The sequence below is a fragment of the Streptomyces sp. NBC_01408 genome, assembly GCF_026340255.1.
Lineage (GTDB): Bacteria > Actinomycetota > Actinomycetes > Streptomycetales > Streptomycetaceae > Streptomyces.
Window position 1 is genome coordinate 4,589,439 of record NZ_JAPEPJ010000001.1, and the last position, 22,833, is coordinate 4,612,271.

17 protein-coding genes are annotated in these 22,833 nt (G+C 73.4%); 6 read left to right on the top strand and 11 right to left on the bottom strand.

Going from position 1 to position 22,833, the window contains the following annotated elements; all coding sequences use genetic code 11:
• Window positions 1–77: 77 nt before the first annotated feature.
• On the top strand, window positions 78–869 hold the full coding sequence (locus tag OG447_RS20885) for a metal-dependent hydrolase (RefSeq protein WP_266938350.1): 792 nt from the start codon (window positions 78–80) through the stop codon (window positions 867–869).
• A gap of 32 nt (window positions 870–901) precedes the next feature.
• Here OG447_RS20885 and helR read toward each other — a convergent pair whose 3' ends face one another.
• The 5 genes from helR to OG447_RS20910 form a co-directional block, all read right to left on the bottom strand.
• Window positions 902–3,052, bottom strand: a complete 2,151-nt coding sequence (gene helR / locus OG447_RS20890; protein WP_266938351.1) for an RNA polymerase recycling motor ATPase HelR — start codon at window positions 3,050–3,052, stop codon at window positions 902–904.
• Between the two features lie 243 nt (window positions 3,053–3,295).
• On the bottom strand, window positions 3,296–5,077 hold the full coding sequence (locus OG447_RS20895; protein ID WP_266938352.1) for an ABC transporter ATP-binding protein: 1,782 nt from the start codon (window positions 5,075–5,077) through the stop codon (window positions 3,296–3,298).
• Window positions 5,074–6,915, bottom strand: coding sequence for an ABC transporter ATP-binding protein (locus OG447_RS20900; RefSeq protein ID WP_266938353.1), 1,842 nt, complete (start codon window positions 6,913–6,915; stop codon window positions 5,074–5,076). Before OG447_RS20900 ends, OG447_RS20895 begins: the two co-directional genes overlap by 4 nt.
• Before the next feature lie 146 nt (window positions 6,916–7,061).
• Window positions 7,062–9,998, bottom strand: a complete 2,937-nt coding sequence (locus OG447_RS20905; RefSeq protein ID WP_266938963.1) for an FAD-binding and (Fe-S)-binding domain-containing protein — start codon at window positions 9,996–9,998, stop codon at window positions 7,062–7,064.
• Window positions 9,999–10,045: 47 nt separating this feature from the next.
• Window positions 10,046–10,507: a MarR family winged helix-turn-helix transcriptional regulator gene (locus tag OG447_RS20910; protein ID WP_266938354.1), complete on the bottom strand. Its 462-nt coding sequence runs from the start codon at window positions 10,505–10,507 to the stop codon at window positions 10,046–10,048.
• Between the two features lie 86 nt (window positions 10,508–10,593).
• On the opposite strand from OG447_RS20910, the gene OG447_RS20915 reads away from it, so the two are divergent.
• Together OG447_RS20915 and mltG are read left to right on the top strand one after the other, a co-directional pair.
• Window positions 10,594–12,558 (top strand): ABC transporter ATP-binding protein, encoded by a 1,965-nt coding sequence (locus OG447_RS20915; RefSeq protein ID WP_266938355.1) that lies wholly within the window; start codon window positions 10,594–10,596, stop codon window positions 12,556–12,558.
• Window positions 12,559–12,621: 63 nt separating this feature from the next.
• Window positions 12,622–13,485, top strand: coding sequence for an endolytic transglycosylase MltG (gene mltG / locus OG447_RS20920; protein WP_266938356.1), 864 nt, complete (start codon window positions 12,622–12,624; stop codon window positions 13,483–13,485).
• 835 nt (window positions 13,486–14,320) lie between these two features.
• On the opposite strand, the gene OG447_RS20925 is transcribed toward mltG, so the two are convergent.
• The 5 genes from OG447_RS20925 to OG447_RS20945 all read right to left on the bottom strand — a co-directional run bounded on the left by OG447_RS20925 (window position 14,321) and on the right by OG447_RS20945 (window position 17,825).
• A complete protein-coding gene (locus OG447_RS20925; protein ID WP_266938964.1) occupies window positions 14,321–15,571 on the bottom strand; it encodes an FAD-dependent oxidoreductase in 1,251 nt (416 codons plus the stop codon).
• Window positions 15,572–15,649: 78 nt separating this feature from the next.
• Window positions 15,650–16,147: a hypothetical protein gene (locus tag OG447_RS20930; RefSeq protein ID WP_266938357.1), complete on the bottom strand. Its 498-nt coding sequence runs from the start codon at window positions 16,145–16,147 to the stop codon at window positions 15,650–15,652.
• Between the two features lie 83 nt (window positions 16,148–16,230).
• A complete protein-coding gene (locus OG447_RS20935) occupies window positions 16,231–16,479 on the bottom strand; it encodes a hypothetical protein (RefSeq protein WP_266938358.1) in 249 nt (82 codons plus the stop codon).
• A 144-nt stretch (window positions 16,480–16,623) separates the two neighbouring features.
• On the bottom strand, window positions 16,624–17,301 hold the full coding sequence (locus tag OG447_RS20940; protein WP_266938359.1) for an HAD family phosphatase: 678 nt from the start codon (window positions 17,299–17,301) through the stop codon (window positions 16,624–16,626).
• 44 nt (window positions 17,302–17,345) lie between these two features.
• Window positions 17,346–17,825, bottom strand: coding sequence for an Lrp/AsnC family transcriptional regulator (locus OG447_RS20945; RefSeq protein WP_266938360.1), 480 nt, complete (start codon window positions 17,823–17,825; stop codon window positions 17,346–17,348).
• Window positions 17,826–18,007: 182 nt separating this feature from the next.
• Between OG447_RS20945 and OG447_RS20950 the strand changes: the two genes are divergently transcribed.
• From OG447_RS20950 to OG447_RS20960, 3 genes are all read left to right on the top strand, one after another.
• Window positions 18,008–19,597, top strand: coding sequence for an SDR family oxidoreductase (locus tag OG447_RS20950; RefSeq protein ID WP_266938361.1), 1,590 nt, complete (start codon window positions 18,008–18,010; stop codon window positions 19,595–19,597).
• Window positions 19,598–19,733: 136 nt separating this feature from the next.
• Window positions 19,734–21,107: a deoxyribodipyrimidine photo-lyase gene (locus OG447_RS20955; RefSeq protein ID WP_266938362.1), complete on the top strand. Its 1,374-nt coding sequence runs from the start codon at window positions 19,734–19,736 to the stop codon at window positions 21,105–21,107.
• A gap of 196 nt (window positions 21,108–21,303) precedes the next feature.
• A complete protein-coding gene (locus OG447_RS20960) occupies window positions 21,304–22,332 on the top strand; it encodes a MerR family transcriptional regulator (RefSeq protein WP_266938363.1) in 1,029 nt (342 codons plus the stop codon).
• Here OG447_RS20960 and OG447_RS20965 read toward each other — a convergent pair.
• Entirely contained in the window at window positions 22,241–22,831 is a 591-nt protein-coding gene (locus tag OG447_RS20965; RefSeq protein ID WP_266938364.1) for an RNA polymerase sigma factor, read from the bottom strand. The genes OG447_RS20960 and OG447_RS20965 overlap by 92 nt on opposite strands.
• Between the last annotated feature and the right edge of the window lie 2 nt (window positions 22,832–22,833).

Consider the following 22,833-nt stretch of genomic DNA (forward strand, 5'->3'; position numbering starts at 1 on the left):
ACGCTGTGCCGTCGATGCGGCCCGAACGAAACCGTCGACCGGGCCCGACCACCACACCACCGGGGCGGGGAACGACCATGATGGGTCCGGCTCACTCACTGTCCGGGGCAGCGGCCTGGCTGGGGGTGGGCGCGGCGACCGCGGCCGCCGGACACCCCATGCCGTGGCCGGTCCTCGTCGTCGGCGCGCTGATCTGCGCCGGGGCGGCCCTCGCCCCCGACCTGGACCACAAGTCGGCGACGATCTCGCGCGCCTTCGGCCCCCTCTCCCGGGGCCTGTGCGAGGTCGTCGACAAGATCTCTTACGCGGTCTACAAGGCCACCCGCTCCACGAAGGACGCCCGCCGCACCGGGGGCCACCGCACCCTGACGCACACCTGGCTCTGGGCCGTCCTGATCGGCGGCGGCGCCTCGGCCATCGCCGTGACCGCCGACCGCTGGGGCGTCCTCGCACTGCTCTTCGTCCACCTGGTGCTGGCCGTGGAAGGCCTCCTGTGGCGGGCCGCCCGGATGTCCAGCGACGTCCTGGTCTGGCTGCTGGGTGCGACCAGCGCCTGGATCCTGGCGGGCGTACTGGACCAGCCCGGCAACGGCGCGGGCTGGCTGTTCACCGGCCCGGGCCAGGAGTACCTCTGGCTCGGTCTGCCGATCCTCCTCGGCGCCCTGGTCCACGACATCGGCGACGCCCTGACCGTCTCCGGCTGCCCGATCCTGTGGCCCCTCCCGATCGCGGGCAAGCGCTGGTACCCGATCGGCCCGCCCAAGATGATGCGCTTCCGCGCGGGCAGCTGGGTGGAGCTCAAGGTCCTCATGCCGGTGTTCCTGCTCCTCGGAGGCTTCGGCGGCGCCTCGGCCCTGGGCTTCATCTGAGCCCCAGGGCCGAAGCGCTCACCCGGCCGCCGTCAGGAGCTCGTGAGGATGACGAGCTGCCGGGTCGCCCGGGTCATCGCGACGTAGCGGTCGACGGCTCCTTCGACGCCCTCGCCGAACGCCTCGGGGTCGATGAGGACGACCAGGTCGAACTCCAGCCCCTTCGACAGTCCCGGGGTCAGCGACCGGACCCGGGACGTCGCCCGGAAGGCGGGGGCGCCGATGACGCAGGCGATGCCGTCGTCATTGGCGGCGAGCCAGGTGTCGAGGAGCGAGTCCAGGTCCGCAACGGATCCGCGGAGGACGGGAACGCCGCTGCTGCGGATGGAGGTCGGCACATTGGCGTCCGGGAGCGCTGCCCGGATGACCGGCTCGGCCTCCGCCATGACCTCTTCCGGCGTGCGGTAGTTGATGCTGAGGGAAGCCTGGTCGATCCGGTCGAGCCCGACCCGCTCGAGCCGTTCCCGCCACGACTCCGTGAACCCGTGCCTGGCCTGGGCGCGGTCCCCGACGATGGTGAAGCTCCGGGACGGGCAGCGCAGCAGCAGCATCTGCCACTCCGCGTCGGTCAGTTCCTGAGCCTCGTCCACGACGATGTGCGCGAACGGGCCGGCGAGCAGGTCCCGGTCGGCGCCGGGCAGAGCGGTCTCGTCGATCAGGCTGTCCTGCAGGTCCTTTCCACGCAGCATCGTCACCGCACCCTCACCGTCGGCGTCGGCCGCGATCACGCTGTCGATGACGTTGGCCATGCGCTCGCGTTCGGCGGCGACGGAGGCGTCGCGCCGACGCTTGCGCAGTGAGGCCTCCGGGTCGCCGAGCCGCTGCCGCGCCGCGTCCAGGAGCGGCAGGTCGGACACCGTCCAGGCCTGGGCGTCCTTGCGCCGCAGCTTCCGGACGTCTTCGGGGCTGAGCCAGGGAGCGCACTTGCGCAGGTAGGCGGGTACCTCCCACAGGTCTGCGACGAGGTCAGTCGCTTCGAGCATCGGCCAGGCGCGGTTGAGGGTCGTGACCAGCTCTCTGTTCTGCAGCAGCGACTTGCGGAACAGGTCGGGCGATACATCGTCGACGTCGTGCTTGTCCATCAGGATCGTAACCAGCTCCTCCCAGATCTGGTCCCGTGCCTCGTTGTGCGGAGTACCTGCTTCCGGTGCATCGAACGCCGCGGCCCAGTCGTCGGCGCTCAGCCAGATGTCGGACCAGTGGGTCTCGACCGTCATCCCCTTGGCGGGCGGCTCTTCGTAGAGACGGACCGCAGGCTCGATCGCCTTCACCATGTCCGCGGACGACTTCAGACGGGCCACGTCCGGGTCGCTCTCGACCGCCGCCCCGGCTCCCTCGTCGACGAGGTCCCGCAGGGTGCAGGTCTGCACACCCTCCTCGCCGAGGCTGGGCAGGACGTCGGCGACGTAGTCCAGGTAGGGCCGGTGCGGGCCGACGAACAGCACGCCGCCCCGACGGTGACCGAGGCGGGGGTCGGAGTACAGGAGGTGGGCGGTGCGGTGCAGGGCGACCACGGTCTTCCCCGTACCGGGACCGCCGTCGACGACGAGGGCGCCGCGGGATCCCGCCCGGATGATGGCGTCCTGATCGGCCTGGATGGTGCCGAGCACGTCTCGCATCCGGGACGACCGGTTGCCGCCCAGGCTGGCGATGAAGGCGGACTGGTCGTCGAGCGCGGCGTGCCCTTCGAGCCCTTCCGAGGTGAACACCTCGTCCCAGTAGTCGCTGATCCGGCCACGGGTCCAGCGGTACCTGCGGCGGCTCGCCAGGCCCATCGGACTGGCGTGGGTCGCCGCGAAGAACGGCTCGGCCGCGGGCGAGCGCCAGTCGAGCAACAGCCGGCGCCCCGTGCTGTCGGTGAGGCCGAGCCGTCCGATGTACACGGGCTCGGGATCGTCCGTGCTGACGATGTGTCCGAGGCACAGGTCCATACCGAAGCGGCGCAGGGCGCGCAGGCGACCGGTCAGACGGTGGATCTCCACGTCCCGGTCCATCGCCTCCCGGCCGACGCCGCCGGGCGCCCTACGCGCGGCGTCGAGGCGGTCGGACACCTCGGCGATCGCCTGCTCGAGGCTCTCGGCGATGGCCGCGAAATGCTGCTCGTCGCGGCCGATCAGCGTCGGGTCGGCCTTGGGGGAGAGGTGGCTGGGAAGGTCGAACGCACTGGTGGTCAGCGAATGCACTTCGTGAAACTCCCGTTTCCGCAGGTTCCGGCTCAGGTGCCCGATTCTGCGGCACCCCCTGGGCCTTGCGGCAAGCCCCCCCGTGCGCTATAAGTTGAGAGTGCCCCGGAGAGGGCACTATTTTTTTGTCCGGATCACCCACCGCGGACGGCCGAGCCCTCCCCCATGAAGGCGCTCCGCCGCGGCACTTCCCCCATCGAAGCCCGCGGCCCGCACAGCCCGCACGGCCCGCCGTTCCGGGGGTCAGCCGTGCCAGGAGCGCCACAGGGCCGCGTACGCGCCGTCCGCCGCGACCAGGTCGTCGTGGGAGCCGAGTTCGCTGATACGGCCGCCCTCGACCACCGCGATCACATCCGCGTCGTGCGCGGTGTGCAGCCGGTGGGCGATCGCGATGACCGTGCGCCCGTCCAGCACCCGGGCCAGCGAACGCTCCAAGTGCCGTGCCGCGCGCGGGTCCAGCAGCGAGGTGGCCTCGTCCAGCACCAGCGTGTGCGGGTCCGCGAGCACCAGCCGCGCCAATGCGACCTGCTGGGCCTGCGCCGGGGTCAGCGCGGCGCCGCCGGAGCCGACCCCGGTGTCCAGACCGGCCTCCAGCGCCCGGGCCCAGCCCTCCGCGTCCACCGCGCCCAGCGCCGCCCAGAGCTCAGTGTCCCCGGCGCCCGTCCTCGCCAGCCGCAGGTTGTCCCGCAGCGAGCCCACGAAGACGTGGTGCTCCTGGTTGACCAGCGCCACGTGCTGGCGCACCCGCTCCGCGGGCATGTGCGACAGCCGTGCCCCGCCCAGGGTGACCTCGCCGGTCCGGGGCGCGTAGATGCCCGCCAGCAGCCGGCCCAGCGTGGACTTGCCCGCGCCCGACGGGCCGACCAGCGCCATCCGGGTGCCCGGCGGCACGGACATCGACACCTGGTGCAGGACGTCCACGCCCTCCCGGTAGCCGAAGTGGACCTCCCGCGCGCGCACGTCCCGGCCCTCGGGCGTGACCTTCGCGTCCCCCGCCTCCGGCTCGATCTCCCGTACGCCCACCAGCCGGCCCAGCGAGACCTGGGCGACCTGGAGCTCGTCGTACCAGCGCAGGATCAGGCCGATCGGATCGACCATCATCTGCGCCAGCAGTGCACCCGTGGTCAGCTGCCCCACCGACATCCAGCCCTGGATCACACAGTAGCCGCCGATCATCAGCACAGAGCCGAGGATCGTCATGTACGTGACGTTGACGACCGGGAAGAGGACCGTCCGCAGGAACAGCGTGTACCGCTCCCACGCCGTCCACTCCTTGATCCGGCGCTCCGACAGCGCGATCCGGTCCCGCCCGAGGCGGTGAGCCTCGACCGTGCGGCCCGCGTCCACCGTCTCCGTGAGCACGGCGGCGACCGCCGCGTATCCGGCCGCCTCCGAGCGGTACGCCGACGGCGCCCGCCGGAAGTACCAGCGGCAGCCGATGACCAGCACCGGCAGCGCCAGCAGCGCGGCCAGTGCCAGCGGCGGCGCCGTGGCCGCGAGCGCCCCGAACAGCAAGGCCACCCACACCACGCCGATGGCCAGCTGCGGCACGGCCCAGCGCATCGCGTTGCCCAGCCGGTCGATGTCGGTGGTGATCCGCGACAGCAGGTCACCGGTACCGGCGCGCTCCAGGACGCCCGGCGGCAGCGCCACCGACCGCACCAGGAAGTCCTCGCGCAGATCGGCCAGCATCTCCTCGCCGAGCATCGCGCCGCGCAGGCGGACCAGCCCCACGAAGAGCGTCTGTACGACGAGCGCCAGCGCGAACAGCAGTGCCACGCGCCCCAGATGGAGTTCGCGCGCCCCTGCCGCGAGATCGTCCACGACCCGGCCGAGCAGGTACGGGCCGACCATGGAGGAGATCACCGCGACCGCGTTGACCGACACCAGCGCCAGGAAGGCCCGCCGGTGCCGCCGGAACAGGCCGCGCACATAACCCCGTACGGTCGCCGGCGTGCCCACGGGCAGGGTGGCGGCCGTCTCGGGGGCCGCCGGATCGTGTTCCGGTGGCGCCACGCCGATCATGCGGATTCCTCGATCTCTGTCAGTTCTTCTTCGAGCCGGGTCAGTTCCAGCCGGGCGACCCGCTGCTCGTCGTCCGTCTCGCGGGTGACGACCGCCCGGTAGAGCGGTTCCCCGCGCATCAGTTCCCGGTGCGTGCCGATCGCGGCCACCGTGCCCTCGTGGATGAGGACGACCCGGTCGGCGCGGTCCAGCAGCAGCGGCGAGGAGGCCATCACCACGGTGGTGCGTCCGGCGCGCAGGGCGGCGACACCCTCCGCGATCCGCGCCTCGGTGTGCGAGTCGACCGCCGAGGTCGGCTCGTCCAGCACCAGCACCTCCGGGTCGGTGGCCAGGGACCGTGCCAGCGCCAGCCGTTGGCGCTGACCGCCCGACAGGGACCGTCCGCGCTCGGTGATCCGCGCGTCCATCGGGTCGCCGACCCCGTCCGGCGCGGCCTGCAGCAGCGCGTCGAGGACGTCCCCGCACCGGGCCGCGTCCAGCGCCGCCCCCGCCTCCACCGCTCCGGACGCGGGCACGTTGAACAGCTCGCGCAGCGTGCCGGACAGCAGCACCGGATCCTTGTCCTGTACGAGGACCAGCGTGCGCGCGGTGTCCAGCGCGAGCTCGTCCAGAGCGACCCCGCCGAGGAGCACCGAGGGCCCGTCCGCGTCCGTGGCCGCGTCGTCCATGGGGTGGCCGCCGAGGCGCTCCGCGAGCCGCCCGGCCAGGTCCGGATCCCCGCACACGACGGCGGTGAACCGGCCGGCGGGGGCCAGCAGTCCGGTCTGCGGGTCGTACAGGTCCCCGCCCGGAGCGGGAGCCTGCGCCGTCCCCGCGGCCACGGGCCGCGCGCCCGCGGCGTCTGTGCGGGTCAGGGACAGCACCCGGGCGGCCCGCTTGGCGGAGGGACGCGAGAAGGAGTACGCCATGGCGATCTCCTCGAAGTGCCGCAGCGGGTAAAGCAGGGTGGCCACCGCGCTGAAGGCCGCGACGAGTTCACCCACCGCGATGCGGCCGTCCAGGACGAGCGAGGCGCCGTACCAGACCACCGTGATCATCAGCGCGCCCGGCAGGAGCACCTGGACCGCGGAGATCAGCGCCCACATCCGGGCACTGCGCACGGCCGCCTCGCGGACCTCCTGGGAGGCCTCGCGGTAGCGGCTGAGGAACAGCTCCTCGCCGCCGATGCCGCGCAGGACGCGCAGCCCGGCGACGGTGTCGGAGGCCAGCTCGGTGGCCTTGCCCGCCTTGTCCCGCTGGATGTCGGCGCGTTGGGTGGCCCGGGGCAGCAGCGGCAGCGCGGCCAGCGCGACCACCGGTACGCCGATCGCCACGACCACGCCCAGCTCGGGTGCGTAGAACAGCAGGCCGACACAGACCAGGACCACGGCGAAGACAGCGGCGAGGAAACGGGAGACCGCCTCGACGAACCAGCCGATCTTCTCCACGTCACCGGTGGAGACCGCGACCACCTCGCCCGCGGCGACCCGGCGGGTCAGCGCGGAGCCCAGTTCGGCGGTCTTGCGCGCCAGCAGCTGCTGTACGCGCGCCGCGGCGGTGATCCAGTTGGTCACGGCGGTCCGGTGGAGCATCGCGTCGCCGACGGCGATGGCGACGCCGAGCAGCACGAGCAGGCCGCCGACCAGCAGCAGCCGCGCGGAGTCGCGGTCGACCACCGCTCCGACGCCCAGACCCACCGCGTACGGCAGCCCGGCGACACCGGAGAAGTGCACCAGCCCCCAGGCCAGGCTTTTGAGCTGGCCGCCGATCTGCCCCCGGCCCAGCCAGACCAGGAACCGGGGCCCTGAACGGGCGTCGGGTACCCCTGGGTCCGGATACGGAAGATCGCTGATCTGCATGACGCCCCAGATTCGTCGAGTGGCCGAACAGAGCAAGGTTCGTCTTCCGGAACCGGCCACGGCAATTGGTTTTCCGTCGGAAGCGCTCCGTCACGAAGAGTTCTGCTGCCACGGCGAACGGAGTCACCCCAGGTCAGAACCCCAGGTCAGGGGCGTGTGGCGCGCTCCAGTTCGAGCAGTACGGAGTAGTAGCCCCGGCCTGTGGCCCGGTCCATGCCCACCTCGCACATACGGTTCGCCGACAGGTGCGCGTCGAAGGACCGCGCCGTCACCTCCGCGGCCTCACGGGCCGTCGCCGAGGCCGTCAGCTCGGGGTGCAGCATGCCGCGGTCGCCCGCGAAGGCGCAGCAGCCCGCGTCCTGCGGGACCACCACCTCGCGGGCACACGCCTCGGCGACCGTGCGCAGCTGCGCCTCGTCGCCCAAGTGCTGCATGGAGCAGGTGGGATGGAGCACGGCCGAACCCACCGTGCGCCGGATCTCCAGGCGCGGCAGCAGCTCCCGCGCCGCCCACACGACCGAGTCGACGATCCGCAGCTCCGCGTGGAGCTCCCGGTTGTCCCGTGTCAGGTACGGGACCACCTCGTGCGCGATGCCCAGGGTGCACGAGGAGGCGTCGACCACCAGTGGGAGCCGCCCGCCGGCCGTCCAGCCCCAGGCTGCCTCGACGATGCTGTTGGCCATCAGCCGGGCACCCTCCTCGTAGCCCTTGGAGTGCCAGATCGTCGCGCAGCAGGTGCCGGTCACGTCGCGGGGGATCCACACCGGGAGGCCGGCCCGCCGGGAGACGGCGACCACGGCCTCCGGCAGGGAAGGCCCCGGCCGGCCTTCGGGGCCGCCGAAGATGCGGTTGACGCAGGCCGGGTAGTACACGGCGGCCGCGCCCACCCGCCCGGTGGCGGGCAGCCGGCGCGCGGCGGCGCCGGGGATCTGCGGCAGCCACCGCGGCACCAGGTCCGGACGCAGGGCCTTGCGCGCGGCGCCCGTGGCCGCCTCCAGCAGCCGGTTCCCGACCCGGTCGGGCACCTTGTCGGCGGCGGCCACGGCCAGCCGGGCGGCGGCCTCGACGGTCCGGAACCGGCGCGCCGCCAGCGTGGCGGCGCGCTCCTCGCGCGGGCTGTGCCGCCGGTGGCGGAAGTCCTTCATCAGGGCGCCGGTGTCGATGCCGACCGGGCAGGCGAGCTTGCAGGTGGAGTCGCCCGCGCAGGTGTCCACGGCGTCGTAGCCGTAGGCGTCGAGCAGTGCGTCCAGGACCGGTGAACCGGGCTGCTGGCGGGTCATCTCACGGCGCAGCACGATGCGCTGGCGCGGGGTGGTCGTCACGTCCCCGCTGGGGCACGTCGGCTCGCAGAATCCGCACTCGATGCACGGGTCGGCGACGGCCTCCACCCGCGGGATGGTCTTCAGGCCGCGCAGATGGGCCCGCGGGTCGCGGTCGAGGAGGACGCGCGGGGCGAGCACCCCGGCCGGGTCGACGGTGCGTTTCGTGCGCCACATCAGCTCGGTGGCCTTGGGACCCCATTCCAGTTCCAGGTAGGGGGCGATGTTGCGGCCGGTGGAGTGCTCGGCCTTCAGCGAGCCGTCGAACCGCTCCACGGTGAGCCGGCAGAACTCGTCCATGAAGGCCGCGTACCGCTCGACGTCGGCGGGCCGGGAGGCGTCGAAGGCGAGCAGGAAGTGCAGGTTGCCGTGGGCCGCGTGACCGGCGACTGCGGCGTCGAAACCGTGCCGCGCCTGGAGTTCGAGGAGCGCCTCGCAGGCCTCGGCCAGCCGGGACGGCGGTACCGCGAAGTCCTCGGTGATCAGGGTGGTGCCGGGGGCGCGGGCCCCGCCGACCGCGGTGACGAAGGCCCTGCGGGCCTTCCAGTAGCCGGCGATGGTCCCGGCGTCCCGGGTGAAGGTGTTGGTGACGGAGGCCACCGGCGCGACCAGGTCGAGTCCGGCGAGGGCCTCGGCCGCCCGGCGCTCGTACGCCGTCCGGCCCGCCTCGTCCGGAGCCCGGAACTCCACCAGCAGCGCGGCCGTTTCCCGGGGCAGGTCCGCCCAGTCGGCGGGGACGCCCGCCACGCTGACCGAGGCGCGCAGGGTGTTGCCGTCCATCAGCTCGACGGCGATGGCTCCCGCGTCGTTGAACCGCGGTACGGCCGCCGCGGCGGCGGTCAGGGACGGGAAGAAGAGCAGGGCCGAGGTCAGCTCCCGGTCCAGCGGGAGGGTGTCGAAGACGACCTCGGCGATGAAGCCGAGGGTGCCTTCCGATCCGACCACCAGCCCGCGCAGGATCTCGACGGGTGTGTTCCCGTCCAGGTAGGCGTCGAGCCGGTAGCCGGTGGTGTTCTTGATCTCGTATTTGGCGCGGATGCGGGCGACGAGCTCCGGGTCGGTTTCGATCTCCCGCTTGATGTCCATCAGCCCGTGGCACAGCGCCGGTTCGGCGCGCGCCAGCTCCTCGTCGGCCAGCGGGTCGGCCGTGTCCACGACGGTCCCGCCGGGCAGGACGAGGGTGAGGGAGGAGAGCGTGCGGTACGAGTTCCGGGTGGTCCCGGCCGTCATGCCGGAGGCGTTGTTCGCGACGACCCCGCCGAGGGTGCAGGCGATGGCGCTGGCCGGGTCGGGGCCGAGGATCCGGCCGTGGCGGGCGAGGGCGGCATTGGCCCGTACGACGGTGGTGCCCGGCCGGATGCGGGCCAGGTGTCCGTCGTCGAGCACCTCGATCCCGGCCCAGTGGCGGCGTACGTCGACGAGGATGTCCTCACCCTGGGCCTGGCCGTTGAGCGAGGTCCCGGCGGCGCGGAAGACGACGTCGCGCTGCTTGCCGTGGGCGTACGAGAGCACCGCGGAGATGTCGTCGATGTCCTCGGCGACCACGACGACCTGTGGCACGAAGCGGTAGGGCGAGGCGTCGGACGCGTAGCGGACGAGGTCCGAGACCTTCCACAGCACCTTCTCGGCGCCCAGCAGCTCGGAGAGCTCGGTGCGCAGGGGCTCGGGGGTGCCGGCGGACCGGTGTTCGGGCACCCGGTCGGGGGCGGGGGCGCCGAGGCCGCGCGGGCGCAGACTTCCCGGGTCCGGTTCCAGCAGCGGCATGGGCACCCCTCGGATCCTCGCGGCCACCGCGTGGCCTTCTCAGCGGTTCAGCAGTGCCGCTCCACGGGGGCGTCCGTCAGAGCGTTCAGCAGGCCGCCGAGCACCTCGCGCTGGCCGGCGGTCAACGGAGCCAGGATCTCTTCTGCCGCGTCGGTGCGCGCGTTGCGCAGACGGCGCAGCGTGGCGCGGCCGGTGTCGGTGAGCTCGATCCTTATGACGCGCCGGTTCGCGGGGTCGGGCACGCGCCGCACGCACTCGGCCGCTTCCAGGCCGTCCACGAGGGTGGTCACGGCGCGGGGCACCACTTCGAGGCGGGCGGCGAGGTCCGCCATTCGGGGGGGTTCCCCGCCGTCGAAGTGCGAGACCAGACGCAGCAGCCGGGACTGGGCCGGAGTGATGCCGAGCGGCTCCAGATGGCGCTTCTGGATGCGGTGGAGCCGTCGGGTCAGGCGCAGCAGCTGCTCCGCGAGAACGCCGTCTGTGGTGTCGGTCTCGGAAGAGGTCCTCATACTGGGAAACAGTATCAGGACCAGATTCATTGTGAGCATAGGTAACAATGAGCTATGCTCATGTGAGTCTCGTCAGAAGGAGGCCCATGCGCCCCGAAGAACCGAAGTGGACCCCATCGAAAGAATCCCTCGACCCCACCCGCCCGGGTCCGGCGGAACGTCCGCGTGAGCTGCGCCGCATCGTGGGCCTCTTCCGGCCGTACCGCGGCCGCCTCGCCGTCGTCGGCCTGCTCGTCGGCGCCTCCTCGCTGGTCGGCGTCGCCTCGCCGTTCCTGCTCAAGGAGATACTCGACGTCGCGATCCCGCAGGGCCGCACCGGACTGCTCAGCCTGCTCGCCCTCGGCATGATCCTCACGGCCGTCGTCACCAGCGTCTTCGGCGTGCTCCAGACGCTGATCTCCACGACCGTCGGCCAGCGCGTCATGCACGACCTGCGCACCGCCGTCTACGCACAGCTACAGCGGATGCCGCTGGCCTTCTTCACCCGGACGCGCACCGGCGAGGTGCAGTCCCGCATCGCCAATGACATCGGCGGCATGCAGGCCACCGTCACCTCCACCGCGACCTCGCTGGTCTCCAACCTCACGGCCGTCATAGCCACCGTCGTCGCCATGCTCGCGCTCGACTGGCGGCTCACCCTCGTCTCGCTGCTCCTGCTGCCCGTCTTCGTGTGGATCAGCCGCCGGGTCGGCAGCGAGCGCAAGAAGATCACTCTCCAGCGGCAGAAGCAGATGGCCGCCATGGCCGCCACGGTCACCGAGTCCCTGTCGGTGAGCGGGATCCTGCTGGGCCGCACCATGGGCCGCTCCGACTCGCTGACCTCGGCCTTCTCCGAGGAGTCCGAGAAGCTCGTCGGCCTCGAAGTGCGCTCCAGCATGGCCGGGCGCTGGCGGATGTCCACCATCGGCATCGTGATGGCCGCCATGCCCGCGCTCATCTACTGGGCCGCCGGCATAGCCCTGCAGTCCGGCGCGCCCTCCCTCTCCGTCGGCACCCTCGTCGCCTTCGTCACCCTCCAGCAGGGCCTCTTCCGGCCCGCCGTGAGCCTGCTGTCGACCGGTGTGCAGATACAGACCTCGCTCGCCCTGTTCGCCCGCATCTTCGAGTACCTCGACCTGCCGGTGGACATCACCGAGCGCGAGGACGCGGTGCGCCTGGAGCGCGCCAAGGGGGAGGTCCGGCTGGAGGGCGTGGACTTCGCCTACGACGCCAAGCACATGCCGACCCTCACGGGCATCGACATCACGGTCCCGGCCGGCGGCTCCCTCGCCGTGGTCGGTGCGACCGGCTCGGGCAAGAGTACGCTCAGCTACCTGGTGCCCCGGCTCTACGACGTGACCGGCGGACGCGTCGCCCTCGACGGGGTGGACGTGCGCGATCTCGACTTCGACTCGCTGGCCCGGTCCATAGGCGTGGTCTCCCAGGAGACCTACCTCTTCCACGCCTCGGTCGCGGACAACCTGCGCTTCGCCAAGCCCGACGCCACCGACGAGGAGCTGACCGAGGCGGCGCGCGCGGCCCAGATCCACGACCACATCGCGTCCCTCCCCGACGGGTACGACACCCTGGTCGGCGAGCGCGGCTACCGGTTCTCCGGCGGGGAGAAGCAGCGCCTCGCGATCGCCCGCACCATCCTGCGGGACCCACCGGTGCTGATCCTGGACGAGGCCACCAGTGCCCTCGACACCCGCACCGAGCACGCTGTCCAGCAGGCCATCGACAACCTGTCTGCGGGCCGTACCACCATCACCATCGCGCACCGCCTCTCCACCGTCCGCGACGCCGACCAGATCGTGGTCCTGGACGCCGGGCGGATAGCCGAGCGCGGTACGCACGAGGAACTGCTGAAGGCGGACGGCCGGTACGCGGCCCTCGTACGCCGGGACCGGGACGCCGCACTGCCTCCGGAGATGGTGACGGTGACGAAGGCGGAGGCGGAGGCAGTGACGGACGCGGAGGCGGAGACGGTGCCGGGGGTCGAATCGGCGTCGGGGACCGAGCCGGTGCAGGAGCCGGAGCCGGGGACCCGATTGGCTCCGATGAACGTGTGATCGTATGGCGGGCGCACGCGTCGGGTGCCGGAAATGTCGCACTTCGCAGGTTAGCGTTCCCGCATGCGTCATGAGTACCGGCCGCCGCAGCGCCGTTCCCGGCTGACCCGCCGGGGCCGGCTGGCGCTCTTCCTCGGTATGCTCCTCGCGCTCGGGGCAGTCGTCCTGATACCGCTGCTGTGGGGTGGGGAAGAGCCGGAGAAACCACGCCAGTTGGTGATCCCCGAGGGCTGGCGGGCCCCACAGGTCTATGCCGCCGTGGACCGCGAACTGAAACTCCCGGCGGGTTCCACCAAAGCCACCGTGGCCACCGCCGCACTGGATCTGCCCGCCGAGGCCAAGGGCAACCCGGAGGGGTACCTCTTCCCGGCGGCGTACCCGGTGACCTCGAAGACCACCCCGGCCACCCTCCTCGCGCACATGGTGCGGACGGCGAACCAGAAACTGGCCACCCGGGCCGTGGCGGACGGTGCCAAGGCCCACGGGATGACCCCGTACCAGACGGCCACCCTCGCGAGCGTCGTCCAGGCCGAGGCCGACCGGCGCGCCGACATGGGCAAGGTCGCACGCGTGGTGCACAACCGGCTGGCGAGGTCGATGCCGCTCCAGATGGACTCCACCATCAACTACGCGCTGAACCGCAGCACGGTGGACACCACCCTCGCCGACACCCGCATCGACAGCCCCTTCAACTCGTACGAACGCCAGGGGCTGCCGCCCACGCCGATCGACAGCCCCGGGCTGGAGGCCATGGGGGCCGCGGTGGCGCCGACTCCCGGCGACTGGCTGTTCTTCGTCATCGTGGAACCGGGGGACACCCGCTTCTCGACGACCTACGAGGAACACAAGAAGCACGTGGCGGACTTCAACCGGATCCGCGCCCAGGCAGGTTCCCGCGCAGGTCAGGGAGGTGCCGCCGGGAAATGAGGGGCGGTGGGCCCGGTAGCGGTCCTACGATCGGCGGCCTGCCGGGTGCGTGGACCGAGGGGGGCCGAGCCATGAAGTGGCCATGGAGAACGAAGGTGCACGGGAACGGCGCGGCCGGCGCCGTGGTGCCGGAGCCGGAACCCCGGACGGAACCCGAAACGGAGCCGGATACGGATCCGGACGCCGAGCCCGATACCGAGCCGGACACGGAGGCCGCGAAGGCCGAGCGTGCCGTGCAGGAGCGGGTGGAAGAGCGATGGGGCAGGAACACGGCGGAGTGGCGGCACTGGCTGGCCCGATCGCCGGTCGGGGTGGACCTGGTGCACTGGTGGTTCGACGAGGCGGACCTCACCGCACTCGTCGGCGAGGACCGGTACCGGGAGCGCCTGGCCGAACTGCTGTCCCGGGCGGCGCCGCGCGACATAGCGGCGATCGGGCTCGGCTGCAGCCGTCGCGTGGACCGGGCCTGCCGCACTCCTGAGGTGTGCAGCCTGGATCCCGTCCCGGGTCCGGACGGCGAGGTCGTGTCGTATCGGAACGGCGCCGTGCTCGGGGCGTGCAGCCGCTTCATCGACTGCTGGACCCGGCACGAGATCGAGGTGGACTTCACCGCCGGGGGCCGCCATCGCGCGGTGCTCCTGTTCCGCGGCGGGCCGGACGCGGCGCGGCTCTGGGTGGACGGAGTCCCCGTGGGGGAGGGGCGGTTGCTGGACAAGGGCGGCCGCTGGCTTGAGAACCGTTTCTTCGTCATCCGGGTCGAGGGTCCGGACGACCATCCGCTGCAAGGGCTCCCGGACATCGGAGCCCAGCTCCACAACATCGCCTCGCTCGTGGTCTACGACGCGGAACTGCGCCGTGAGTACGTCTTCGTGCCGGACGGCACCGAGAACTGGACCGAGCCCGACCTGCGGGTGCGGAACGGGACCGTCGTGTACGCGGATTCCGCCGCGTACGAGGTGGACACCCCGGACCGGGAGTTCCCCGTCGAGGAGCCGCCGGCGCCCTGAAGCACCGGCGGCCTGGTCAGCAGCCGGCGGATCTCGCGGACCGCGGCGCCGCCCGCGCGGTTGGCGCCGATGGTCGACGCCGAGGGCCCGTAGCCCACCAGGTGGATCCGCTCGTCGCGCACGGCCCTGGTGCCCTCGACGCGGATGCCGCCGCCCGGTTCGCGCAGGCGCAGCGGGGCCAGGTGGTCGACGGCCGCGCGGAAGCCGGTGGCCCACAGGATGACGTCCGCGTCCACCCGGCGGCCGTCCGACCAGACCGCCCCTGCGGGCGTGATCCGCTCGAAGACGGGCCGGCGGTCCAGCACCCCGGAGGCCAGCCCCGCCCTGACGGCCTCGTTCAGCGGCAGTCCGGTCACGCTCACCACGCTCTGCGGCGGCAGCCCCCGGCGCACGCGCTCGTCCACCAGGGCCACCGCGGCCCGCCCCTCGGCCTCGCCGAAGCTCCCGTCGCGGAAGACCGGGGGCCGCCGGGTCACCCAGGTGGTCTCCGCCGCCACCTCGGAGATCTCCAGCAGGTGCTGCACCGCGGAGGTGCCGCCGCCCACCACGATCACCCGGGCTCCGGCGAACTCTGCGGGCCCCGGGTAGTTCGCGGTGTGCAGCTGGCGCCCGCGGAAGGTCTCCTGGCCCGGGTAGCGCGGCCAGAACGGCCGGTCCCAGGTCCCGGTGGCGTTGATCAGGGCACGCGTGGACCACGTACCGGCCGAGGACTCCACCAGCAGCCGCCCGCCGGCCCCGTCGGTTCCGGCCGCCCCGTCGCGTACGGCCGTGACGTCCACGGGGCGGCGTACCCGCAGGTCGAAGCGCCGCTCGTACGCGTCGAAGTAGGCGGAGATCACCTCGGAGGAGGGCCGCAGCGGGTCGGCGCCGGTGAGCTCCATGCCGGGCAGCGCGTGCATCCCGTGGACCTTGCCGTAGGTGAGCGAGGGCCAGCGGAACTGCCAGGCGCCTCCCGGGCGGGGCGCATGGTCCAGGACCACGTGGCCGAGCCCCGCCCGCGTCAGGTGGTAGGCGCTGGACAGGCCCGCCTGCCCGGCGCCGATCACCAGTACGTCGACCTCCGTCGCGTCCCGCACCATTTCGTTCACGGTTCTACTAACTCGCGGGGGTCGCCGGATCTTCCCGTCCCGGACGGACAGGGGGGCGGGCTGCGGCGGTCAGTCATCCGCGGCGATCCACGCCGCCAGTTGCTCGGGGGTGGTGGCCGGATCGGCGACCAGGGTGGCCAGTTCGTCCTCCTGGAAGGTGGCCGTGGTGACGGCCGGGCAGCGGTGGCAGGCGTCCACGCCCGTCTGCTGCCACCACTGGCACTTGGCGCGCAGGTGGCACCGTGGGACCGCGCGGGCGTCCGCCGGGGGCGGCAGGGTCAGGACCCTCTCCACCAGGGCGCAGTCGTCGCCCCTCCGGTTGACGCAGGCGGAGACGCAGTGCGAGGCGAACCGCAGGACCCGGGTCGGCGCGATCCCCTCGGGAAGGGAGCCGAGCACATCGGACGCCGGTACCGGGTCGGCGAGATAGGCCACGCGGCCGCCGTCGCCCGAGCGGACGCCGAGGACGACCGATTCGGGGGCCCGGGCCTCACCGCTCGGGCACCACGTGACGGGCGGCGCACCCGGCGCACCCGCCGACGGTCCCGCCGACGCGCCTGCCGACACGAGCGCCGTCACCCCTGCGGACGCCGACACCCCCGCCGGCGCCCCTGCTGACTGGTCGCTTCCCACGGTGCTCACCCCGCCCGTCAGCCGTCGATCGCGTCGTGCGATTCGAGCACCGCACGGCCCACGGGGCCGCCGATCGTGCCCTGGAGCCCGACGGCCTGCTCCTGCTCCACCGCCTGCGCGAGGCTCTCGTGCAGCTGCTCCACGGAGGTGATGCGCTCGGGGGCGGACGGGGCCGCGTTGGCCACCCCGACCGCACCGATCGCGAGCCCCGCGGCCATCACGACCGCGGCGCCACCGGCCGCCAGCTTGTTCTTCTTCGGATTCATCAAGGCATCTCCTCATGCGGAGCGGCGGTGCCCGCCGCTGTTCCCGCACCGAGGCTAGGAGCGGGAAGCGCGGCCGAGAGGCAGTTCACGAGGCAGTTCGCAGGGCGGTCGGCCCCCTGCCGGTAGCCGTCGGCGCCGGTGGGGTCAGCCCGCCCGGCGGGCGACCAGCCAGTCGTACGCCACGTCCGCGCTGAACTCCCGCTGCCCGTCCGGGAAGAGCAGCCCGGCGTCCGCGAAGGCGGCGTCGTGCGCCGTCCCCGCCACGTAGGGGACGGCCACACAGCGCATCCCGGCGGCCCGAGCGGCCAGCGCCCCCGGCGCGGCGTCCTCGACGACCACACAGTCGGCGGGCCGGGCGTCCAGCCGCCGGGCGGCTTCCAGGAACACGTCCGGGGCGGGCTTGCCGTGCGCGACCTCCTCGGCGGACACCACCGTGGTCAGCAGGGAGTCCAGCCCGGTTCCGGCCAGTACGGCGTCGATCGCCTCGCGCGAGGAGCCGGAGGCCACGGCCATCGGCACCCGTTCGGCGTACAGCCGCTCGACGAACTTCCGCATCTCGGGGAAGGCCTCCGTCCCGGTGCGGGCCAGCTCCAGGTAGGCCGCGTTCTGCTCGGCGAGCAGCTGCTCCACCGGCGCCCGGATCCCGTACCGCTCCTTGAGGATCTCCAGCGTCTCGAGGGTTCCGATGCCGATGAAGCGGGAGTGCTGCTCCCAGCTGAAATCCGGGACCCCGTGCCGCTCCAGGGTGCGGCGCCCGGACTCGTAGTAGTTCGGCTCGCTGTCCACGAGGGTGCCGTCGAGATCGAATATGACGGAAATCATCCGCTGCGCCCGTCCTGCCGCTTCTGTCTGACCCGAGCATCTTTTCAGGTCTTGCGGGCTGCCCTTCCCACGGACTCGACCAGGGGCAGCAACCGGTGGGCGACCCGCTCGCGCAGGGCGACCTCGGTGCGCGTGCGGACCACGCCCGGGAGCTGGATCAGCCGCTGGATCACGTCCTCCAGGTGGGCGTTGTTCCGGGCCGCCACGCGGGTCAGCAGGTCCCCGCCGCCGGTGATCGAAAAGGCCTCGATGATCTCGGGTACGGCCGCCAGCGCGTCACCCACCTCGTCCAGGTGCCCCTGGGTGACCTCGATGTGCACGAAGGCCAGCACCGGGTGCCCGAGCGCGGCGGGGGACAGCACGGGCCCGGTCCCGGTGATCACCCCGGTGCGCTCCAGCCGGTCCAGCCGGGCCTGCAGGGTGCCGCGCGCGACACCGAGGAGCCGGGCGTACTCACGCACGCTGGTGCGCGGCTGCTCGATCAGCAGGCGCAGGATTCTGGTGTCGAGCTCGTCCACCGCCATGCCGTGACTGTACCAATGGCCCAGTTCATCCGGATCGTGGTGGGGTGGTGATGGGGCGGTGTGGGGTCGGAGCGGGTACGGGGACCAGCCCGGTCGGCCGCATCCGTACGCACCCGCCCACGGGAACCCCGTAAGGGACGGACGTACGGGCCATGGAGCGCGGACGAGGAGCGGAGACAGCCATGACGGGCCTGAACTGCCTGGTCACCGGAGCCACCGGATACATCGGAGGCCGCCTGGTGCCCGAACTCCTCGACGCCGGACACCGCGTCCGCTGCCTGGCCCGGTCCCCGGAGAAACTTCGTGACCACGCCTGGGCCGGACGGGCCGAGGTGGTCCGCGGCGACGTCACCGACGCGCGGTCGGTGGCCGGCGCACTGCACGGCATCGACGTCGCGTACTACCTGGTCCACGCCCTCGACTCGGGCTCCGGATTCGAGGAACGCGACCGCGCCGCCGCCCGCGTCTTCACCGAGCAGGCCCACGCGGCCGGGGTCGGCCGCATCGTCTACCTCGGCGGGCTCACCCCCGCGGACATCCCCGTCCGCGCACTCTCCCCGCACCTGCGCTCCCGCGCCGAGGTCGGCGAGATCCTCCTCGCCGGAGCCGTGCCGGCCGCGGTGCTGCGCGCCGCCGTCATCATCGGCTCCGGCTCCGCCTCCTTCGAGATGCTGCGCTACCTCACCGAGCGGCTGCCCGTCATGGTCACCCCCAGCTGGGTCTCCACCCGCTGCCAGCCCATCGCCGTCCGCGACGTCCTGCGCTACCTCGTCGGCTGCGCCACCCTGCCGCCCGACGTCGACCGCGCCTTCGACATCGGCGGGCCGGACGTGGTCACCTACGAGGAGATGATGCGCCGCTACGCCGCCGTGGCGGAGCTGCCCCACCGGCTCATCCTGCGCGTCCCGATGCTGACGCCCGGACTGTCCAGCCACTGGATCGGCCTGGTGACCCCCGTACCGCGGGCACTGGCGCGGCCCCTGGCCGAATCCCTGCGGCACGAGGTGGTGTGCGCGGAGCACGACATCGCGCGGTACGTCCCCGACCCGCCCGGCGCTCCGATCGGCTTCGACCGGGCCCTCGCCCTGGCCCTGCGGCGGGTGCGCGAGGCCGATGTGACCACCCGCTGGTCCTCGGCCTCGCTGCCGGGCGCGCCCAGCGACCCCCTGCCGACCGACCCCGACTGGGCGGGCGGCAGCCTCTACACCGACCGGCGCGAGCGGGCCGTCGACGCCTCGCCCGACGCGCTGTGGCGCGTGGTGGAGGGCATCGGCGGCGAGAACGGCTGGTACTCCTTCCCGCTGGCCTGGGCGGTACGGGGCTGGCTGGACCGGCTGGTCGGCGGGGCCGGCATCCGCCGGGGCCGCCGCGACGCGGCCCGGCTGCGGGTGGGGGACTCCCTCGACTTCTGGCGGGTGGAGGAGATCCGACCGGGCCGCCTGCTGCGCCTGCGCGCCGAGATGCGGCTGCCGGGCCTGGCCTGGCTGGAGATGTACGTGGACCCGGACCCCGACCCCGCCCCCGATCCGGCCCCGGACTCCGCCCCGGACCCCGATCACGGCCCGGACTCCGATCCCGCCCCGGACCCCGAGGGGCCCACCGTCGCGGGGCCGGCCCGTGCCCGGTACCGGCAGCGGGCGCTCTTCCACCCGCACGGGCTGCTCGGCCACCTGTACTGGTGGAGCGTGTCCCCCTTCCACGCCGTCGTCTTCGGCGGCATGGCCCGCAACATCGCCCGCGCCGCCGAACATCCGGACTCCGACACGCGCTGAGCCGCCCACAGCCGTAGGTCCGGCGGGGCGCCCTCATCGACCCGCCGACGGCGGCACCGCATCCGCCGGGGCCCCGTACGCCGAAGACCGGACGACAGCTGACCGGCCCCCGGCCTTGAACGCGGAGCGAGAACCCATGAACGTCGCGGTGGTCCTCTACACCTCCGACCTGCGCCTGCACGACCATCCGCCCCTGCGTGCGGCCCTCTCCTCCTGCGACCAGGTGGTCCCCCTGTTCGTCCGGGACCGCGCCGTCGCCGCCGCGGGCTTCGCCCCGCCCAACCGGCAGGCCTTCCTCGCCGACTGCCTCGCCGACCTCGACGCCGGACTCCGCGACCGCGGCGGCCGGCTCGTGATCCGCTCCGGCGACGCCGTCCCCGAGGTGTGCGCCCTCGTACGGGAGGCCGACGCCGACGAGGTGCACATGGCCGCCGGGGTGAGCGCCTACGCCCAAGCCCGGGAGGAACGGCTGCGCGCCGCCCTCGAAGCCGACGGTCGCAGGCTGTACGTGCACGACACGGTGGTCACCGCCCACGCCCCGGGGGTCGTCCTCCCGGCCGGCTCCGACCACTTCGCCGTCTTCACCCCCTACTTCCGCCGCTGGGCCGAGCTGCCCGCGCGCGCACCCTCCGCCGCCCCGCGCGCCGTCCGCGTCCCCGAGGGCGTCGGCTCCGAGCCGCTGCCCCCGCGCACCGCCGTCACCGGGGTCTCCCCGGGCCTCGCCCGCGGCGGCGAGACCGAGGCCCGGCGCCTCCTGACGAACTGGCTGCGCACCGGCATCACGCGCTACGAGGACACCCACGACGACCTGGCCGGCGACGCCACCTCCCGGCTCTCCCCGCACCTGCACTTCGGCACCCTCTCGCCCACCGAGGCCGTCCACCGCGCCCGGGCGGCCGGCGGCCCCGGGGCCGCGGCCTTCGTCCGGCAGCTGTGCTGGCGCGACTTCCACCACCAGGTGCTCGCCGCCCGCCCCCGGGCCGCCGTCGAGGACTACCGCAGCCGCGGGGACCGCTGGCGCACCGGCGCCGCCGCAGAGGAGGAGACCGAGGCCTGGAAGGCGGGCCGGACCGGATACCCGGTGGTCGACGCGGCGATGCGCCAGCTGCGCCACGAGGGCTGGATGCACAACCGGAGCCGGCTGCTGGCCGCCAGCTTCCTGACCAAGACGCTGTACGTGGACTGGCGGACGGGGGCCCGCCACTTCCTCGGACTGCTGGTGGACGGCGACCTCGCCAACAACCAGCTCAACTGGCAGTGGGTGGCCGGCACCGGCACCGACACCCGCCCGAACCGCGTGCTCAACCCCGTCCGCCAGGGTCTCCTCCACGACCCCGACGGCCGCTACGTGCACCGCTGGGTGCCCGAGCTCGCCGGGCTCCCCGCCCCCGCGGTGCACGCGCCGTGGCGGCTGCCCGCGCCCGAGCGCGCCCGCTACGACTACCCCGGCCCGCTGGTGGAACTCGCCGACGCGCAGGAGCGGTTCCGGCGGGGACCGGCCGGCGGATGAGCGCCACTTCGGACTCGCTCATCTAGTGCTGTGGCCGGAAAGGTTTGCCGGGGCGCGTCGTCCGGTGCGGTGCGTCGCAAGGCGGAGGGCCGCGACCCGTACTGGACGTACCGGCGCGGTCCGACAACGCGGCGAGGTGCCGTGCCGGGCGGCGCGACCCGGTGAACCTCTCCGGCCACAGCACTAGGGTGATCGCGTGCAGCCCGAGCCGCGGCCCCGACCGCCGCAGGACCTCCCCGCCGCCGCGTTGTCCACCGGCGCCGTGGCCCGGCACCTCGGGGTCTCGCCGACCACACTGCGTTCCTGGGAGCGCCGGTACGCGATCGGCCCGGCCCACCGCGAGGACGGCCGCCACCGCCGCTGGACCCCGCAGGACATCGCCCGCCTCGAGCTGATGTGCCGGCTCACCGCACGCGGGGTACCCCCCGCCGAGGCCGCCCGGACCGCACGTGGCGCGGCCCCCGCCGGCCCGGCCCGGCCGCCGCGGGGCGGGCCCGGCGGGCAGGGGGCCCTGGCCCTCGGCGAGGTACGCCCGGAATGCAAGGGGCTCGCGCGGGCCGCCGTACGACTGGACGCGTCCGCCGTGCAGGAGCTGCTGGAGGCTGCCCTCGCGGAACTCGGCCTGGTCACCGCGTGGGAGGAGGTCATCGCGCCGACCCTGCACGCGGTGGGCCGCAAATGGGCCTCGGCGGGGGAGCGTTACGTGGAGGTGGAACACCTGCTGTCCTGGCACGTCTCCGGGGCCATGCACAGGATCCGGCCCGCGCCGGGGCCGCCGCGCACCCCGTCCGTACTCCTCGCGTGCGTGCCCGGCGAGCAGCACAGCCTGCCCATCGAGGCGCTGGCCGCTGCCCTCGGGGAACGGGGCCTGCCGGTACGGATGTTCGGCGCCGCCCTGCCCGCCGAGGCGCTGCGCGATGCCGTACGCCGGACCGGGCCGCGGGCGGTCGTGCTGTGGGCGCAGTCCCGGACGACCGCCGACCCGGCTCTGGCCCGGGCGGTGGCGGGCATCGAATGGGGCCTGCGCGGCGCCCGCGGGCACTCCGCGCTGCTGCTGGCCGGGCCCGGCTGGGGCGCGGGCACCGCGGACCCGCGTACCGGGCGGCTGTTCGGGTTGCGCTCGGGACTCGACGTCATCGCGGAGCTGGCAGCGGGCGGGCTTCCGGCCGGCGGGCTTCCAGCGACCGGCGCAGCACCAGCAGGGCCCGCCGCATATGGCTCTTGACGGTGCCCAGCGGCAGCCCGGTGCGGGCCGCGATCTGGGTCTGGGTCAGGTCCCCGTAGAAGGCCAGGCACACCACGCGCCGCTGCGCCGACGGCAGCCGGGCCAGCTCCCCCAGGATCAGGACCCGGTCCAGGACCCGTTCCGGCTCCGGTCCCGGATGCGCGAGGGCCCCGGGATTCCGGGCGAGCTCGTCGAAGGCGCGCACGGCGGCAGCGGCCGCCCGGGTCCGCCGGGTGCGCGCCTCCAGGGCGTCGGCCACCTTGTGCCGGGTGATTCCCGTGAGCCAGGCCCCGAGCCCGCCCGGCCCCGGCCGGTAGCCGCGCCGGCCGCGCCAGGCCGCCAGGAAGACCTGCTGGGTCACGTCCTCGGCCTCGCGCTCGTCGCCCAGCGAACGGCGTGCGAGGGAGTGCACCAGCGGCCGCCAGCGCCGGTAGACGGCCTCCACGCAGTGCTCTTCGCCCGCCGCGAATCCGGCCGCGACGCGTTCCTCGTCGTCCATGG

Bases quoted from the DNA above. Each gene is read 5' to 3' on its own strand.
- OG447_RS20885 (WP_266938350.1), top strand. From the start codon at position 78: ATGATGGGTCCGGCTCACTCACTGTCCGGGGCAGCGGCCTGGCTGGGG.
- OG447_RS20895 (WP_266938352.1), bottom strand. From the start codon at position 5,077: ATGATCGGCGTGGCGCCACCGGAACACGATCCGGCGGCCCCCGAGACG.
- OG447_RS20900 (WP_266938353.1), bottom strand. From the start codon at position 6,915: ATGCAGATCAGCGATCTTCCGTATCCGGACCCAGGGGTACCCGACGCC.
- OG447_RS20905 (WP_266938963.1), bottom strand. From the start codon at position 9,998: ATGCCGCTGCTGGAACCGGACCCGGGAAGTCTGCGCCCGCGCGGCCTC.
- OG447_RS20910 (WP_266938354.1), bottom strand. From the start codon at position 10,507: ATGAGGACCTCTTCCGAGACCGACACCACAGACGGCGTTCTCGCGGAG.
- OG447_RS20915 (WP_266938355.1), top strand. From the start codon at position 10,594: ATGCGCCCCGAAGAACCGAAGTGGACCCCATCGAAAGAATCCCTCGAC.
- mltG (WP_266938356.1), top strand. From the start codon at position 12,622: ATGCGTCATGAGTACCGGCCGCCGCAGCGCCGTTCCCGGCTGACCCGC.
- OG447_RS20925 (WP_266938964.1), bottom strand. From the start codon at position 15,571: ATGGTGCGGGACGCGACGGAGGTCGACGTACTGGTGATCGGCGCCGGG.
- OG447_RS20935 (WP_266938358.1), bottom strand. From the start codon at position 16,479: ATGAATCCGAAGAAGAACAAGCTGGCGGCCGGTGGCGCCGCGGTCGTG.
- OG447_RS20940 (WP_266938359.1), bottom strand. From the start codon at position 17,301: ATGATTTCCGTCATATTCGATCTCGACGGCACCCTCGTGGACAGCGAG.
- OG447_RS20945 (WP_266938360.1), bottom strand. From the start codon at position 17,825: ATGGCGGTGGACGAGCTCGACACCAGAATCCTGCGCCTGCTGATCGAG.
- OG447_RS20950 (WP_266938361.1), top strand. From the start codon at position 18,008: ATGACGGGCCTGAACTGCCTGGTCACCGGAGCCACCGGATACATCGGA.
- OG447_RS20955 (WP_266938362.1), top strand. From the start codon at position 19,734: ATGAACGTCGCGGTGGTCCTCTACACCTCCGACCTGCGCCTGCACGAC.
- OG447_RS20965 (WP_266938364.1), bottom strand. From the start codon at position 22,831: ATGGACGACGAGGAACGCGTCGCGGCCGGATTCGCGGCGGGCGAAGAG.